The following is a 16,766-nucleotide window of genomic DNA, read 5'->3' as shown; positions in this document are numbered from 1 at the left end:
AAGAGCTTGCAGACCCATAACCAGATTGGTTTAGGTGTGATAACTCTTACACTTGTGATGCACAAAGTCTCAAACGTTACAGTTGCTTCGTTTCTGTTGATAGGGTCCGATAACCTTCTCTTATCGGACCTTATCGTTATCTTCGCTTTTGCCTCCCAAAAGTCGCGTTTTACTCCGTTATATATAGGTCGCATGGAAAACTCCTCAGAACTTACGATTTCCAGTAACGCGTCAGCGGCGCTGGCACAGCTGGCCGAGCACACGTCGCGCTACGTCGAGGCCGGACTGAGCGGCGCGGCCAACACGGTGAAAGCCTATGCCGGGGATTGGAAACGCTTCGGAGCCTGGTGCGCCGAGCACGGGTTGGAGCCACTGCCGGCATCGGTTGAAACGCTCGCGGGTTTTGTAACGCACCTGGCGGAAACGGGTAAAAAGGTGTCGACTATTCAGCGGCACTGCGCGGCCGTGGCGAAGGCCCATGCCTTGCGTGGGATTGACTCGCCGACGGACGACAAGAAATTCAAGGTGCTCATGGAAGGCATTGCCCGGCTCAAGGGTGTGCGGCAGAAACAAGCCCCGGCCTTTACGCTGGCCAACTTCAAGCGCACGGTGAAAAGCATTGATGCCAAAACGCTGGCGGGCTTGCGTGACCGGGTGATTCTGCTACTGGGATTTACCGGGGCGTTTCGCCGCTCGGAGTTGGCGGCGCTGAATATTGAGGACTTGTCGTTTTCGGAGGAAGGCTTGATTGTCAACTTGGCGAAGAGCAAGACGAACCAGTACAGCGCGGCTGAGGAAAAGGCTATTTTCTATTCACCTGATTTTAAGTTATGCCCTATCCGCACGTTGGAAGCTTGGGTTAAGTGGCTGGACCGAACTACAGGGCCGGTGTTCGTGTCCTTTCGCAAGGGCGAGCGACTCACTGAGCGGCGGCTGACGGACAAACACCTTAATTTGATTGTGCAACGGTATTTAGGGCCTAAGTATTCGGCTCACTCATTGCGGGCATCGTTTGTGACGGTGGCCAAGCTGGCCGGAGCCGACGATTCGGAGGTCATGAACCAGACCAAGCATAAGACGAGTGAGATGATTCGCCGCTACACCCGCTTGGACAACGTACGCCAACATAACGCTGCACAAAAACTAGGCTTGTAATTTACTAGCATGTACGTTGCCGGAAGACTAACAATTCCCGCTACTTTTGGCTGTTCGCAAGTACCTCTTTAAGCACAATCCAATCATTTTTCCTACCAAATGCCCTGCTTTATCATCCGAATTGAGCTCGAAGATGTCGAGAAAGACCACAGAGTATACAAAATACTTCACACTAGATTAGAAAATGAGGATATTTTCACGAAAATGTATCATCCAGGCAACCTCAAATGGTATGAGATGCCACATGCCACTTACTATACCAGCGTATCCTACGATGCCAATGCTGGGACTGTAAAGGATAAGGTTCGGAGAATTATGGATATGTCCTTTGAAGAAATGAGACTGCTAGATAAACTATCTGCAGTAAAGGGCAAAGCACTGGTGACCCAGATTCAGCAGGGTGGATATCCCCTTGCAACTGATTACGATATGCTATAGGGTAGTTAGCTATTCTGCCGAAAAGGATTGTATCATCCTGCTGCTGAAAAGAGTGGCAAGTAACAGCCTTTATTTTAAGGTTGAGGATAGCTAGCCTAGCTAAGCTTACAATCAAATACCCCTGCCATAGCTTTACTCAATAAAGCCCGCTCTTTCTTTCCGTCAAGACATTCACTTATCCTACCACTTGGCGATTCTCAGCATCTGCTAATATGCACCTCATCGAAAGCTATATTGAACATCTAGAAAAACTAGCTGTAAAACCGCTCTTTAAGCGGAAAAGGAAAACATATATAAAGAATATTGAGCTTGCCCTTAACGGTCAATTATCCAAAACACTTAGGGAATTTGTTTCAATGCCTGATTTGCTGGAATCGGGCGCATTTTTTACTGGTGAGCCTATGGCCAACCAGTTGGTGGCCTCCATTCCTGCTGAAGAATTAGCATCCATTACCGCATTGGATTCCGCTTGTGGTGGAGGCAATTTACTGCTTGCTCTTGCTCGTCGCCTTGCCTTAGCTGCAACTCTTACCGAAACCATTGACCGCTGGGGCGAACAGCTTTACGGTATGGACATTCATTTACAATTTGTACGAGCAACACGAGCTAGACTGATTCTCTTAGCTACGCTACGTGGTTTGGCAGAAGTTGGACCGAGTTTTTTTGAATGTCCTAAACTCATTTTGGCCGAGACTTTTCCACACGTTGTTGTAGTTGAGAATAGCTTAGAGGTCACTTGGCCAAAGGTTGAGCGTTACCTACTCAATCCTCCATTCAATCGAGTACCAGTACCAGCTTGGTGCAGGTGGGCTACCGGCCGAGTTTCTCAGGCCTCCCTCTTCATTAGCAAGGCATTTGAGCAGGCGGAGCCAGAGAGCATAATCCATGCTATTCTACCCGATGTGCTACGCTCAGGCTCAAACTACAATAGATGGCGCCGCCACGTAGAAAATTCTTCAACCATCGAATTAATAGAGCCATTAGGCCAGTTTGACGACGATACCCATGTAGATGTATTTTCTCTTACGCTAATAGTAAGGGAACAACTCCTTATACAGCCAACCAACTGGGTGAATAATGCCCCAGTAGTCAATATCGCTCATACTGTTGGTCAGTTGTTCCAAGTCAACGTCGGACGCGTCGTCCCACATCGTGATGCTGAAATAGGGACCGTGTATCCCTACTTGGATGTTCATAATGTTCCTGCTTGGGGAACAATTATGGCAGGCCAAGATGAGCGCCGGTTCTCTGGCACAACTTTTACTACTCCATTTGTAGTAGTACGCCGCACTTCCAGAGCAAACTACCCATATCGGGCTGTAGGCACTGTAATTGAGGCGAACGAGTCCGCTAATACGGAACAAGTAGCTGTTGAAAATCATCTAATAGTTCTTCGACCTCACAGTGGAGCACTTGCTGACTGTACTGCTTTATTGGAACGTCTACACGACCAAAGAACTAATGACTGGCTGAACGAATGTATTCGTTGCCGTCATCTGACCGTCGGCTCTGTTCAATCTATACCTTGGTGGCCAAATGTCTGATTCTTCTGCTCATCTTCGTTTTGCTGCTGATATCCTGCAGCGCCTCGGGGAGGAATTGATTCCTAACCCCGAGCAAGGCCTTATTGAGTTGGTTAAAAACTCGTACGATGCAGAATCGAAGGAGTGTACAGTAACTCTAGAAAATGTTACTGAACCAGGTGGCACTATAACCATTAGCGACAAAGGTAATGGCATGCAGAAAGCAGACCTGGAAAGTGGATTCCTGGTTATTGGTCGCTCCCGCAAAGACCCTAAAAAGCCAACTCCTAACTTAAAACGTTTACCGGTAGGTGATAAAGGTCTTGGGCGATTGGCAGCCTTACGCCTTGGTCACAAAGTAACGGTCAAAAGCCGCCCTAAAACACACCCAGGCGTTGAATTTACACTTGTCCTTGATTGGGATAAGATAGAGGCATCTGATTATGTTGAGAAAGTTGAGTTGATAATTAAAGAAGGCAAAACGAAAGTTGAGCCTGGTGTCACTATTGAAATCCAGAAGTTGCGGAAGGCGTTGCCTGAAGCTGCGGTCACAAGGCTAGCAAGAGAACTGCTCCTCATTTCTGACCCATTTAAATCCGATACCGACTTTAAGGTAGAGCTCAAGACTGTTGAATTTGTAGAATTACAAAAGCTTGTAACAAAATCGTATTTTGAAGATGCTATCTATTACTTAGAAGCTCGTACAGACGAAACTGGACACGGTACTGCCAACTTAATAGACAGTGCCACTGGTCTAGTGTTGGCAACTACTACGCTTCCTCTACTAGGTAAAAAAGATAAAGAAATCAAACCTTACCATATGCCAAGCGCCGAACTCCAACTGTGGATGTTTAAGCTGGGCGGCGGATATACAAGTAATTCTGCTGATACACAGGCGGTCAGGAAATGGATAAGTAGCTTTGGTGGTGTATACGTTTACCATCGAAACTTACGGGTACGGCCATACGGCGACCCTGGTTCTGATTGGTTGGATATGAACTTATCCCGAGTAAGCCATCCCGAAGAGCGCCCATCCACCAATAACTCAATTGGTCGAGTAACCATTGAAGACCCGGAACAAAAACTTATTCAACCTACTAGTAGGGCAGGATTTGTTGATACCAAAGTATTTGAGGATTTACGCAGATTCGGCCAAGATGCAATTGGATGGTCTTCTACTTTTCGCTTGAGGATAGCAGAACAGCAACGAGAACTAGCTAAGAAGAATGCTCCACAAGCTAAAAAAGAGGCTATAAATGAACTAGAGGAGTCTCTAGATGAGCTTTACAATACTGTCCAAGACAATCTACCCCAACAGGCTGCTACCAAAGTAAAAGCAGCATTAAGGAAGGTTAAGATTGCGCAGACGCAAGAAGTGGTTGCTCTTAGGGAGGACTTGCAACTCTACCGCAGCTTAGCAACTGCTGGAACGACCGCTGTGGTTTTCGCTCACGAATCTGCCAAACCACTGACCCTCATAGAAATGTTAACGAATGGGATAGAAAAAAAAGGTCGAAGGTTATTAGGAGACAAGATTTATGATAGTGAATTACTCAAGCCAGTCAGTAGAATAAAAGATATTTTTGCTAATTTAAATGTATATTCAAGATTTCCATTATATCATTTAAAAAAAGCGAAACGCCGTGTTGGCCCGACCAATGTTGGTGAGGTTTGGAAAGACATGGTGGAATTGTTTTTGCCAATACTTAAACAATCTGAAATTGAGATAAAAATCGATTTTGAAGACAGCACTGTAGTCAGAGGTAGCGTAGCTTCATTTGAGGCTATAGCAGCAAACCTGATTTCAAACTCAGTTTACGCATTGACCAAAGCCGGTTCGAGATTAGAGGAACGGCTGATAACTATAAAGGGTAGCTGTTCAGCGGATAAACTCCATATTATTCATGCCGACAACGGCCCTGGCATTAAACTTCCATTGGATGAAATATGGTTACCTGGAAAAACTACTAACTCACAGGGTACAGGCTTTGGTCTTACCATAGTACGTGATTCTGTGAATGATTTGAAAGGCAGCGTTGAAGCCATAGCCAGCGGCAAAATGAAGGGAGCAGAGTTTCATTTTAGTTTTCCACTTATAAAATCATCTTAGAATGGGCCTTCTTGATTTTGATAAAATAATAATAGTGGATGATGAAGAAACTGGCGCGGAAATCAGTCTTTCAGCCGTCGATGACCTAGGCATTGATACTAGGCTTATTACCACAGGTAAGTACCAAAAGGTAGACCAGTTGCTTGCTGAGGTAATGAAAGACCATGTTAACATAGGAGTATTGTGTGACCATAAACTTATGCCTGGAGCTCTTGCCAGTTTCTATGGTTCTGAACTTGTTGCCGCACTTTATAAACAAAATGTTCCAGCAATTTTAGTTACTCAGTATACAGAATATGAGATGGATACTTCTATCCGGGAATTTCGTCGTTGGATGCCAGCGCTAATAACCAGAAAGAAATTAAGCGAAGAGAATGTCAAGAAGGCCTTCGGCTTCTGCGCCGATGAACTGTCTGGTGCTATTCCCGCTTCACGCCTGCCTCACAGGACTCTAATTGAGATAATATCATCAAAGAAGGATGATGAGGCAGACGTAGCAGAAGCTATGATACGAGGTTGGAATCCAGACGAAAGAGTTGGTTTTCCAATGGCGCTCATACCAGAAGCAATAAAGAACAATGTCCTTCAAACTCTTAAAAGCAAGTGCCGTGCATTTGTATTTGCAGAGGTAAATATTGGAGCATCACGTTCAAGCGAGCTCTATTTTGATTCGTTTGAATGGGCCGAAAAGCCAAGCGGGCTTACCATTGACAGCTTATTCACTAAATCCTAATTAATAAGAAATTGAACGAGTTAATGATACTAGATGTCGCTCATGGCAGTTCATCTTTACTTATATCCGGTAGTGCATCAGCCATATTTGATGCAGCCCCTAAAGACGTGCTCTTGCGTACGCTTGCCCAGTATGAAGTTCGTACAATTAGCCACCTCTTCCTTTCGCATTTGGACCGCGACCATGTAGGAGGAGTAATTAACCTATTGGCGAGTAAAAATGTACAGGTAGAGAATCTAATTATCAACGCTGACCCAACTAAAACAGGCACCACTAATGAAGAATTATTGACGAGCATTCAGGATGCAGTCATTAATAAAGGACTAAAAATCCACCGGGCGTATTACCCTTCAACTTTAGCAGTCGGAGAAGTGGAAATACGAACTTTGGCCCCATCCGTTTTTGAATCCTTGCGTGGTGCAGGAGGACAAGATGAGCATGGTAATGAAATTGATTCTAATTCTTCATCAATAGTATTACAACTTCACCACCAAGGGCACCCTATTGCCATTTTTATGGGTGATATAGACCAAAGAGCATTAGATAGTTTGATAGCTGGCAAAGAAGACCTCGCTTCAGACGTGTTGCTATTTCCTCACCATGGAGGACATTGCGCTCCTGATAATAGCTCATTCACTAAGCAGCTTGTTGAGAAGGTACAACCTAAAGTTATAATCTTCTCAATGGGCCGCACACGACATAAAAATCCTAGGAAGGAGATAGTATTAGCAGCTAGACAGGCTGCTCCTAATACATACATAGCTTGCACTCAGCTTTCTACTAATTGTTTAAAGGACATACCTGTTGAACGGGATAACTGGGAAAGCCACTTACCAGAATTGCCTGGTGCAGGCATTGAAGATGCTCATTCTTGCTTTGGTGCCTTACACTTACACTTGAATGGTAGTGCCACTATATACCCTAATCCCGCTGGCTTACATAACAAGTTTGTTAAACTTCATGTGCCATCAGCCCTATGTCAATAAAAGCATTACAATTACAGTAGCAAAAACAGGGGCATTTGTACAATGACTTTATCTTTACCCTAAATATTATCCATCGAAACCGCGATTCCAAGCCGAGTAGCTACATTAGCGAAATCTAGATAAGCGACGAGATGCTCCATTTAGAATTTCACTCAATTATATATTTTCTGTTTAATGTTATAATTATCTTATGATTAGCTCTGCCTACAGTCGAGTTAGTACCGACAATTAACTATTATCGGTACTAAGATGAGCCGTGAGTTGGTGCAAGGACGGACCATGCTACGCGCTTTCACCGGCCTGTAGCTGCTGCAGCCGCCGCGCTATTTCACCCTTGCGCCCATAGCCCGAGCCATAGGGCAAGGTCCACTCCACGGCTTCCAAAAAATCCGGGTGGGCCAGCAACTCGGCTAACCGCTGCTGGATATCGGCGCGTACGTCGGGCGCAGCTGCGGCGATGTCGGCACTGAGTTCTTGGCGGTTGTCGACCAGATGCACCAGGTCTTCCAGGTCCTGGCTCAAACGCAGGTCGGCCCAGCCCCGGTCCCGCAGCGCGACCAACTTGGTGGCCATGAAGTATTCAGGCGCGAGAATCCGAATTTGACTGCTATCTGGGAGCGAATAAGCAATGGCCTGCGTGAAGCCTGCTGGGTACCATGCGTTGCTGAACCCCAAGATTTCCGGTTCAGTGGGCATCACGTCAACCGTCAGTCCTTGGTACAGCCAGCGGCAAATGACGCCGGAAGCTACATCATTCATGAAGCCCAGGGCACGCAGTTCGTCCTCCAGTTGGTAGAAAACTGTGCGCGGGGCCACTTCCACGATGCAGTCCACGTCGTCGGTGATGCGCGGCTCCGGGGTATGCGTGGTACTGGTGCTGTATAGATTCACGATGGCTCCCCCCACGAAGACCACCCGCTCGCGCAGCGGCCCCAGGGCCCGGGCGATGGCCATCAGCCGGGGCAGATTCCGGGGCTCAGACAACATAAGGAGCCGTTGACAAAGAACCAATGGCTTCTTCCAGCAGCTTGCCTGCCAGTGCCCGCTCGCGGGGGCGTCCCAGCCGCATGGCATCAGCTAAGGCCAACAGCTCGTGCAGCCGCGCATCGTGACGGGCGGCGGCGGGCACTCCCGGATAGAGCGGTTCAATGGCGGCGCCCCACTGCTCGCCTTTTGCATCCGGCCACACATAGGCTGGCTCCACCCCGAACGTCTGGCTGAGCGGCGGGGCACTGGCCCCCGTCACCAAACCCCGAGCGGGCGGGCCCGGATGGGCCGCGAATACATAAGGGAGCCCATGCAGCAGAAATTCCACCAGCGCTCGGGAATGCACCTGGTACAAACCCGGGTCAGACGTTAGCAGCCGGGCGTAACGGCAACGGGCCAGCGATTCGGATACTTCGGACGGGCTTAGCCATAGTTCACGGGCTAAGTCTTTGCCTAGCCACACTCGATTGCGACCGCCCGCTACTAATTTTAGCAGCAGAACGATATCCTGAGGGCGTATGCCATTGAACTTGCGCATGATGCTTGATTCGCGAATTGCGAATATAAGAGCAATTCTGCTAGAAAGCGCCTTCTGTTATCCATTAAACAGAACAGGGGGTACCGTGTAATCGACACGAAATTGTCTTAAGCTGGACATTTAATGGACCAATGATGCATGCATATTGGCATTATAATCCTCACCTTAGTCTTTTTCATAAAGGCAATACGGTACGTAAAACAACCGGTTTTCGTACGGTACCGCACGGCCCGAAAATCCTTGCGCAACGGGGCGTCGGCGCTGCCGGGGCGGCCCGGTTTTTCGAACGGTCGGCGGGACCCGCCCGGTGCCGTGCCTAACGCGAGCGAAGCAGGCTATCAAGGTACGGGCCGTATTGTGCGATAAACCGGACCGGCGCATCGGCCAGAGCCTGCTCGGGTTGGGCGAGCACTTGTTCGGCCGCGTCCCGGGCCTGCTCCGCTTCCTTCAGGGCCTACTCGGCGTGCTTGGTGCGGACGGTCCATTTCTGGGCCCGCGCCTCGCTCGCCGCCAGTTTCCGCGTGAGGACGGCCACGGCTGCGGCGTCGGCCGGGTCCGGGGTCACCACGGCCACTGTCGGCGGGCCCAGCACCCGGGCTTTGGCGTAGGGCCCAGGTGTGGCGTAGCCGGCGGCGGTGGCCTCCGCGGCCACGGCGTCATATCCGTCGGGCAACAGGTTGAGCGTGAGCGTGCGCCGCGGGTCGTTTTTATAGGGCATGGGGATGGGAACCCGTGCGATGGCGCCGATTCCGACCGCCGGACTCGCCCGCCAAGGCCCGCACAAAGCTAGGCGCTCCGGGTGTATTCTCCCGAGTGGGCGGGGGCGAATACGCCCAGCCACCGGGGTACAGTGGTTCGGCAAAGCAGGTGGCATCCGACACCCAACGGGTCATTGGACGCCAAAAGGAGCCTTTGTGGCCGTCGTTGGCCCCTGCTCGCACAGGTCTAGCGATTCGGACTGTTTTCGTAAACTATCCTGCGGCTTTTCGGACCACGGATAGCTGTGGCAAATTGTACTCACCGTTTCGGTACAGCGGTGGGGCCGTGCCATGAGGGGCAACGATGGCCGCTCGCCCGAACAATGCCTGCTATTGCCCCCCCGAGCCCAAAAGGCGCAAAAAAAGCTGTCGAACGCAGCGGTTCGCCGGCTTTTCATGTATCCCCAGCGGCCGTTTTTACTCCACCACCAGCCTGACGGCGCGGGCACCGGCGCGCACCACGTACACGCCCGCGGGCAGCCCAGCCGGCAGGGCCAGCGCGGCCGTGCCCGTGGCATCGGCCGTGGCCGAAAGGACGACGCGTCCCAGCGCATCGACCACGTAGGCGGCCGCGCCCGGCAACACCCCGGTGAGCGTGGCCGCGTGGCCGGCCGGGTTGGGGTAGAGCATCGGGACCACGGCCGGGCCGCTGCCCGCTTTGCTGGCCAAGGGGATAATGGTAAATCCATAGGCCCCGGTCACATCATTAAACCGCACGGTGTAGAGAGCAGACGTACCGGCCGGCAACGGAATGGGAATGTTCGGGCCATTGGCTGTGCCCGTGCCCGTCGGAAACGTCGCCGCTCCCCAGTTCACCAGCCAACTGTTATCGGTCCGAAACTTCACTTCGTTGGTTCCCAGACCGCCGAATAAAGGCAACCCAATTATCCAGTTATGCACGTCCCCTGCCGAAGCCAAACGCATCGGGGTGTCGGCGCCCCAGCCCGCCGCCGTGGCCGACCCGATGATGGACACCGTTTGGTAAACGGTCGGCGTCTGCGCCTGCGCAACCGAGGCCCAGAACAAAAAGCCCGAAACAAACGCGAGCGGGGGCGTAAAATTTTTCATGCGATACCCTGAAGTGAAAAGAAGGAATGCCGAATGGCCTTTCAAAAATACACGGCCGAAGCCAGTAAACCAGGTGAGCGAAAGCGGGAAGGCTAGGCTATGCCCAAGCGGCGGACTTTGCTAAGTAGCAGTAGTGGGTAAAGCGCACGGAAAACCACGACTATTGAGCTGGGTTTTTTCGTGCCCACCACCGCCCCTTCTCCCAGTGCTTCGGGAACTCTTGCTTGCTGCAATACATGTACAGCCTGGAAACCGGATTGATGATGACCACCGTGGCTGTTGCAGAACTTTATAAGTGGGCATTCATACCCTGTTTAATGGTTCATCAATCGCTTGGACAAGCCCTTGGAGCCCCATTTCCTACCATGCAGCATTGCTGTTTCTCGACGATGCATGCTCTTGGGAGTTCTGCAACAGGCACCACCGTTAAGACGAACTGCCACCCATTTCGTCTTTAGTCCGTTTCTGCCCTCCAACCGTAATTGTCACGCCGTCGTCTTACGACCGTCGAACATGAGTTTTGACTACTTTCTGCCAGCGACCTTGCTGCTCTCTGCGCCGATTGGAGACGACGGGTTGGGTTACTTAGTTGGCAGGGGACTGTTCCTCGTATTCGTTGCGGTGTCGGTCCTACTGTGGCGCTACGGGCTCCGCTGGGTGCGCCGAAAAGAGCAAAGAATACTCGTGGCCGTTGGGGTGTTCATGCTCGTGGTGGCGCTAGCGAGTGGCCTAGCTGCTTACCAGTTGTTTGTAATGCTGGTGTTCGGATAGACAGCCGCCTCCCGCGCATTTCCTGCCTTTCGCTCGATTGACTGTTAAAGTGAACAAGAAAAACGTTAACTATGCTTGCCGAACGCTTCTTGTTGGCCTTGCTATTAGGGGCTGTCGTCAGTAGTTGCGATGCCCCACCCGTTCAGCAGTCGGAGCATGCGCTGGCCAACACGGTGTGGGTGCCGCGCACTATTGCCGGGGAATGCCCCTACCCCCACGATGCGGAGCTGAACGGCATCCAGTACGCCTCGTTTACCCTGTTCGCCTTTCGGGCGCGGGGCCGCTGCCTGCTGGTTTCTCCGACGCACTCCCTCGGCGACAAAGACACGATTCTAGTCGCTACCGAGCCCGGCGTCCGAGTCGATTCCGGGCGTTACCGCGTTGCACTCAACCTGGTCATCATCATGACCCAAAACCAGTCTCGCACCATCACGCCACCGCATCCGGGCACGCTGTACGACGGGCGCACGGATACGCTCTCCTTGACTTTGCCCACGCTGGTGTACCAGGGCATTGAATACCGGCCCTACACGAAGCTAGCAGGGCAAAGTATGAACTCATTTTGGGAGTTGCGGTAATTCTTATTCGCTCGTTATTCTATTCCGACCGTGGCTGCTGCAGAACTCTCCAAAAGCGACCAAAAGGATACCTGATGCGGTGACAAGTGGGTAGTAAGGGCCGTAAAGCGCGCTTTTCGGACGATTACGAGCCCGACCACCCGACGAACGGGGCCTGCCCAAGGGTTCTGCAACAGCCACGACCCTTTCGGTAAACGAACCTGATGAAGCGGTCGAACTGTTTCCACACGTTCCGCAGGACCGCCTTACTGCCTGCCCATTCGCGTATCTTGGCGCCGAACAGGTAAACCCGTCGTTTTAGCCGCCTTGTGCTCATGAAACAATTGCTACTCATTTTGCTGGTGGGGACAGCTTCGACGGCCCAAGCCCAGCTGGTTAACCTCATATCGACCGGTTTGCGGGTGGGCGTGTCCGCCGCGGCGGCCAGCCGCTCCGCCGCGGCGGCCCGGAATTACGTGGAACTGGCCGACCCGCGCGCCCCAACCCCCGACGTAAACGTCACGCAGGCCACCTACCAAGGGCGGGCTTATCCGCAAAAGCGCACGGCACCGGGCAAACTCCAAGCGCCCGGCGGGGAGCAGATTGCCTGGCAGGAAACCGAGCTGCAAAAATGCCAGGCCGCCCTGCTGGCGGATTCGACGGCGGCCATCGGCACGGCCGACACCTGGGCCCGGCTTAAAACGTCCCAGGAAACCATTGCTCGGGAACGCCCCACCTGGAACGTGCAGGCCTACCGCGCCGAAGCCGCCTTCTACCAAGCCGAAGCCGCACGCCGCCAGCGCCCGGTCCCGCCGGTCAACACGCCCTGATGCGCTCGCTGGCCAGGGCAAGAAGCCCGTTTGGCCGCCACACCTTTCATTGGCGATTGGGACCGTTTTCTTGGACACTATAAGTGGCCTAATTGGGGCTGGCTCTTGGTTGTATAGTTACCTATGTGCCTCTTTCGCCGCGCCCACTTAGCCCCATTACATTCCTTCAAGAAAATCAATAGCATCGACTAAGAACTCTCTGCCAGAGGACGGAGGCTAGTTGCTAATCGTCGTCCTTGTCGCGCTTGGGCACTAGGCGCAGGAAGGCCCCGCGCCGGGGCGCCGGCATCACGGCTTGCTCGCCCCGCACGGACTTCCAAATGACCTCGTTCAGGTCGAGGTCGGAGGCGGCGTCTTCGGTGGCGAAGTCAAACTTTTCGGACCGTTCGGCGCTGCGGTTCCAAGCCACGTTGCGCTCTTCCAGGTTTACCTGCGCGGCTTTGGCCTGGTAGGGAGCCGGGTTGGGGGTGGCCTGGAAGCAGCCGAATAGCGGCCGGGCGGCGGCGTCGTACTGGCTCATGGGCGGCAGGCCCAGGATGAGTTCCATGGTGCGGAGCACGCCCGAGGTCGAATACATGGTGTGGTTGACGGAGCCTCGGCGGGTGTAGGGGCTGATGACGAAAGCCGGCGAGCGGTGGGCGTCCACGTGGTCGGGGCCGTTCTGGGCGTCGTCTTCGAGCACGAAAATGGCCGTTTCCTTCCAGATGGCGCTTTTCGAGAGGTATTCCACCAGTTGGCCCAGGGCCAGGTCGTTGTCGGCCACGGCGGCGGTGGGCGTGATTTTGCCCTTGCGTTGGCCGCTGGTGTGGTCATTGCTCAGGCGGATGGTGCTGAAGCGGGGCACGGCCCCGCGGGCCAGCAGCGAATCAAAGTCCTGCTTCCAGAGGCGCACGCGCTCCACGTCCTTCACGTCCATATCGAAGCCCGGCGATTTGGGAGCCACGTGGCCTTCCAGGGATTTCAGGGCCGCTTTGCCGGCTTCGGCAAACTCGCCGTAGCTACGGTAGCTCAGGCCGGCGCGCTGGCAGTAGTCCCAAATGTAGCCGTCGCGGGGGTAGGCAATTTTGCGGGAGCCTTCGTAGTCGTAGGTGCCGCCGCGGCCGCCGTAGCTGGTGGGCCAGGTCTTCTCGGTGTAGTCGGTGGCGTAGGCGGCCATGCTCCAGTTGTGGCCGTCGGCGCTCACTTCGGCGTCCACGTAAAAGTTGTCGAGCAGCACGAACTCCCGGGCCAGGGCGTGGTGGTTGGGCGTCACCTGTTCCGGGAAAATGCACAGCGAGGCGTCGCCGTTGCCCTCCTTCACGTCGCCGAGTACCTGGTCGTAGGTCCGGTTTTCCTTGATGACGTAGAACACGTACTTGATGGGCGAAGCGGCCCCCACGCGCTGCGGCACGGGGTTGCCAGCCTCGCCGGCGGCCTGGGCTTCGGCCTGGGGCGTGAACGGGCTGTTGGCGTACACCTGCGCCGAATAGGCTTTTAGCTGCGCCGCCGTGGGTTGGTTGATAAACGAAAGCGTGCCCTTGAACAGGCCGCCGATGTACTGCGACTCGGTTTTTACCAGGTTGCCCATGGGCAGGCCGGTGTCGGCGGCCCGTTTCAGCGGCTGCGGGCCGCCGGGGTTGGGCAGCGAGGTGAAGCCTTTGCCGTTGGCCACCAGCAGGCGCTTGCCTAAGGTGCGCACGCTGGTGGGGTACCAGCCGGTGGGGATGAAGCCGAGCGAAGCGCTTTTGCCCCGCGCGCTCACGTCGAACACGGCCAGGCAGTTGTTGTCGGCGTTGGCGATGTAGAGGGTCTTCTCGTCGGCTGACAGCGCCAGCGAGTTGGGGGTGGCGCCGGTGAGCCTGGTGGGGTAGAGCGCCGTGGAAATCACTTCCAGCACCTTGCGGGCTTTGGTGTCAATCACCGACACCGAGTTGCTGTTGGCATTGGCCACGAAAAGGTACTGGCCGTTGCGGGTTTGAATGAGCTCGTTGGGGTGGCTCTCGGTGGCGATTTCGCCGGCAATGCGGCCCGTCTGGGTGTCGTAGCACGCAATTTTATCGCCGCCCCAGAGCGCGATGTACAGCGTTTTCTGGTCGGGCGACAGCAGGCAGCCGTAGGCCTCGTGGCCCAGGGCCAGCTTCGAGACAGTGGCCTTGGTGGCCAGGTCCACTACGTACAGCGAGTTGTCCTCCTTGGTCACGGCGTACAGCCGCTTCCGGGCGTCGTTGATTTCCAGGCCCGTGGGACTGATTTTCTCCTTCGGCCAGGCCGCACCCAGGCGAATAGTGTCGGTGCCCGCAAATTTCTGGTTGGCAATGCGATAGGCCAGAATGGTGTTGTCGTTGCCCCCAGAGGCGTACAGCCGTTGCCCGTCGGCGCTGAACTTGAGGCCGTACCAGGACTTGCGAATGGTGGCTTGGTCGAGCAGCTTCCCGGCGCGCGGGTCGATGAGCTGAATGCTCTGCTGGCTCTGCCCGTTGTTGGTCACGGCCAGCAGCTGGCCGGAGCGCGAAAGCTGCATATTCAACGGCAAGTCGCCCAGCGGCAGAGCCGCCGCCGAGCCGGCCGGCGTCAGCGACCAGCCGTTGGACAAGAGGATGCGGGGGGCCTGGGCCGAGTTGGTGGGCACCTGCGCCGCCGCCGTCAGGGCGTGTAGCAGCAGTCCGCCGCCAATAATTCCTTTGCAAGCGTTTCTCATAGGGAGCAAAAAAGGTAGCAGTAGTGCCGGGTGCGGACCAAAAGGCCTGGTCGCGGCAGCAAGGGTTAAAACAGCAAACTCCGGAGCGCAGTGGCCCCGGAGTGCTGATGGCAAGTACGTGTTTCTAAAGTTCTTTCATTTGGAATCCGAGGCCTGACCTTGCCACGAAGGTCGCTGCGGGCCGCTTATTTTTCCCACCACACTTTGGTGTTGATGTTGTCGGCACCCATGGCGGCCACGGCTTTCTGGTAGTTGGCGCTGTTGCTGATTTGCACCGAGGTGGGGTAGCGGAAGCGCCCCGGCATCGCGCCGTTGTTCAGCAGGCCGGGGCCTTTGGGCAGCACCGGCAGGCCGGTGCGGCGGTACTCGAACCACTGCTGGTAGTCGTTGAAGAACAGGGCGTAGTACTTCTGGAGCATGATGCGGGCCAGGGTGCCATCGTAGGCCCCGGCCGAGGGCGTTTGCAGGTAGGTGGCCGGCAGCACGCCACCCCACTGCTCGATGGCGGCGCGCACGCCTTTGTCGTAGGCGGCTTTGGCGTCGCCGGTGGTGTAGCCTTTCAGCGCAGCTTCGGCCTTGATGAACTCGACCTCGGCGTAGGTCATGATGACGCTGACGGTCGGCGCCGTGACCAGGGCAATGCTGAGGTTGGAAGGCTGGTACATGAACTGGGCGTCGCTGCCAGTGTAGGCGCTGGGGATGCCCCGGTAGCCGATGAGCGTGGTACCGTTGCTGGACCGCGCCTGGGTGGCAAACTTGGGCAGGCGCGGGTCGGCCAGCATGTTCAGGTTGTCGATGAAAAACTGGGCGGCGGCGCGGCTGGTCGTGAAATCGATGGCCCGGCCGTAGGGCGAGAGGTTGGGGGCCGCGCCCGTGATTTTGAGGATGGCGGCGTCGCTGTTCTGCGTGAACACCGGATACTTAGTGGGGTTGTTGATGAGGGCCGCCAGCTGGGCGGGCGCGTTCATTTCGGGCCGTTTCGATACCCGCAGCAGCAGGCGCAGCCGCAACGAGTTGCCGAAGCGCTGCCAGTTCCCCACGTTGTTGCCGTAGAGCAGGTCGGTGCCGTAGTTGAGCGGTTTGGCGGCGGCCAGCAAGTCGTTGGCCTTCTCCAAATCGGCCAGGATTTTCGTGTAAATCTCCGCCTGGGTGTTGAAGGCCGGCGTGAAAATGCCCTCCTCGCCGCGACTGGCCTCGTCCATGGGCACGTCGCCGAAGCAGTCGGTGAGCTGCGAGTACGTCCAGGCGTTCAGGATGAGGGCGATGCCTTCGTAGCTGGGGTCGTTGGCGGCCACCGCGGCGGCGCGCATCTCCCGGATGTTGGCCAGCCAGCGGTAGTAGGTGTCCCAGGTGGAGTTGCCCTCGTTCTCGGTCACGTCGTAGCGATGCACGCCCCCGGCCACGCTCGGAAACGGCAGGCTCACCTGCATAATGGAGAACGTGAAGTCGGCGCTGCGCAGGGTGTTAAAGCTGGCCAGCGAGTAAATAATGGGGTTGAGCAGCGTGCCGGGGCTGATTTTCTCAATCCGGTTGGGGTCGGTGTTCAACTCCTCAAACTTGTCGGTGCAGGCCACCAGGGAGCTGCTGCCCACGAGCAGCAACAGGAATAAACGTTTGAACATAGGGAGGCCGCGG

General features: G+C 54.7%; 14 protein-coding genes. 8 read left to right on the top strand and 6 right to left on the bottom strand.

What is annotated here, in order from left to right; all coding sequences use genetic code 11:
- The first annotated feature begins 57 nt into the window (after positions 1-57).
- From ACVWYF_RS21605 to ACVWYF_RS21580, 6 genes are all read left to right on the top strand, one after another.
- Positions 58-1,155, top strand: coding sequence for a site-specific integrase (locus ACVWYF_RS21605; RefSeq protein WP_457072223.1), 1,098 nt, complete (start codon positions 58-60; stop codon positions 1,153-1,155).
- 99 nt (positions 1,156-1,254) lie between these two features.
- Complete coding sequence (locus ACVWYF_RS21600; protein WP_457072101.1) at positions 1,255-1,593, top strand: hypothetical protein; 339 nt, start codon at positions 1,255-1,257, stop codon at positions 1,591-1,593.
- Between the two features lie 212 nt (positions 1,594-1,805).
- Positions 1,806-3,137, top strand: a complete 1,332-nt coding sequence (locus tag ACVWYF_RS21595) for a hypothetical protein (RefSeq protein WP_457072099.1) — start codon at positions 1,806-1,808, stop codon at positions 3,135-3,137.
- Positions 3,130-5,226, top strand: a complete 2,097-nt coding sequence (locus tag ACVWYF_RS21590; protein ID WP_457072097.1) for an ATP-binding protein — start codon at positions 3,130-3,132, stop codon at positions 5,224-5,226. The genes ACVWYF_RS21595 and ACVWYF_RS21590 overlap by 8 nt, the downstream gene beginning before the upstream one ends.
- Position 5,227: 1 nt before the next feature.
- Complete coding sequence (locus tag ACVWYF_RS21585) at positions 5,228-5,959, top strand: hypothetical protein (RefSeq protein WP_457072095.1); 732 nt, start codon at positions 5,228-5,230, stop codon at positions 5,957-5,959.
- Positions 5,960-5,970: 11 nt separating this feature from the next.
- The gene (locus tag ACVWYF_RS21580; RefSeq protein ID WP_457072093.1) at positions 5,971-6,945 is read left to right on the top strand and encodes a ComEC/Rec2 family competence protein; all 975 of its coding nucleotides are present in this window, start codon (positions 5,971-5,973) and stop codon (positions 6,943-6,945) included.
- A 282-nt stretch (positions 6,946-7,227) separates the two neighbouring features.
- Here ACVWYF_RS21580 and ACVWYF_RS21575 read toward each other — a convergent pair whose 3' ends face one another.
- The 4 genes from ACVWYF_RS21575 to ACVWYF_RS21560 all read right to left on the bottom strand — a co-directional run bounded on the left by ACVWYF_RS21575 (position 7,228) and on the right by ACVWYF_RS21560 (position 10,296).
- Entirely contained in the window at positions 7,228-7,932 is a 705-nt protein-coding gene (locus ACVWYF_RS21575; protein WP_457072091.1) for a nucleotidyl transferase AbiEii/AbiGii toxin family protein, read from the bottom strand.
- The gene (locus ACVWYF_RS21570; RefSeq protein WP_457072088.1) at positions 7,922-8,470 is read right to left on the bottom strand and encodes a hypothetical protein; all 549 of its coding nucleotides are present in this window, start codon (positions 8,468-8,470) and stop codon (positions 7,922-7,924) included. The genes ACVWYF_RS21575 and ACVWYF_RS21570 overlap by 11 nt, the downstream gene beginning before the upstream one ends.
- Before the next feature lie 454 nt (positions 8,471-8,924).
- Positions 8,925-9,188, bottom strand: a complete 264-nt coding sequence (locus ACVWYF_RS21565; RefSeq protein ID WP_457072086.1) for a hypothetical protein — start codon at positions 9,186-9,188, stop codon at positions 8,925-8,927.
- Between the two features lie 457 nt (positions 9,189-9,645).
- A complete protein-coding gene (locus ACVWYF_RS21560; RefSeq protein ID WP_457072084.1) occupies positions 9,646-10,296 on the bottom strand; it encodes a T9SS type A sorting domain-containing protein in 651 nt (216 codons plus the stop codon).
- A gap of 863 nt (positions 10,297-11,159) precedes the next feature.
- Between ACVWYF_RS21560 and ACVWYF_RS21555 the strand changes: the two genes are divergently transcribed.
- The gene (locus ACVWYF_RS21555; protein WP_457072081.1) at positions 11,160-11,645 is read left to right on the top strand and encodes a hypothetical protein; all 486 of its coding nucleotides are present in this window, start codon (positions 11,160-11,162) and stop codon (positions 11,643-11,645) included.
- 314 nt (positions 11,646-11,959) lie between these two features.
- Positions 11,960-12,454, top strand: coding sequence for a hypothetical protein (locus ACVWYF_RS21550; RefSeq protein ID WP_457072077.1), 495 nt, complete (start codon positions 11,960-11,962; stop codon positions 12,452-12,454).
- A 223-nt stretch (positions 12,455-12,677) separates the two neighbouring features.
- Here the strand turns inward: ACVWYF_RS21550 and ACVWYF_RS21545 are convergent, their stop codons facing one another.
- Complete coding sequence (locus tag ACVWYF_RS21545; protein WP_457072075.1) at positions 12,678-15,131, bottom strand: beta-propeller fold lactonase family protein; 2,454 nt, start codon at positions 15,129-15,131, stop codon at positions 12,678-12,680.
- A 185-nt stretch (positions 15,132-15,316) separates the two neighbouring features.
- The gene (locus ACVWYF_RS21540; RefSeq protein ID WP_457072072.1) at positions 15,317-16,753 is read right to left on the bottom strand and encodes a SusD/RagB family nutrient-binding outer membrane lipoprotein; all 1,437 of its coding nucleotides are present in this window, start codon (positions 16,751-16,753) and stop codon (positions 15,317-15,319) included.
- Between the last annotated feature and the right edge of the window lie 13 nt (positions 16,754-16,766).

The organism is Hymenobacter sp. UYAg731 (genome assembly GCF_054061335.1).
This window is presented reverse-complemented; position numbering and strand designations above follow the sequence as displayed.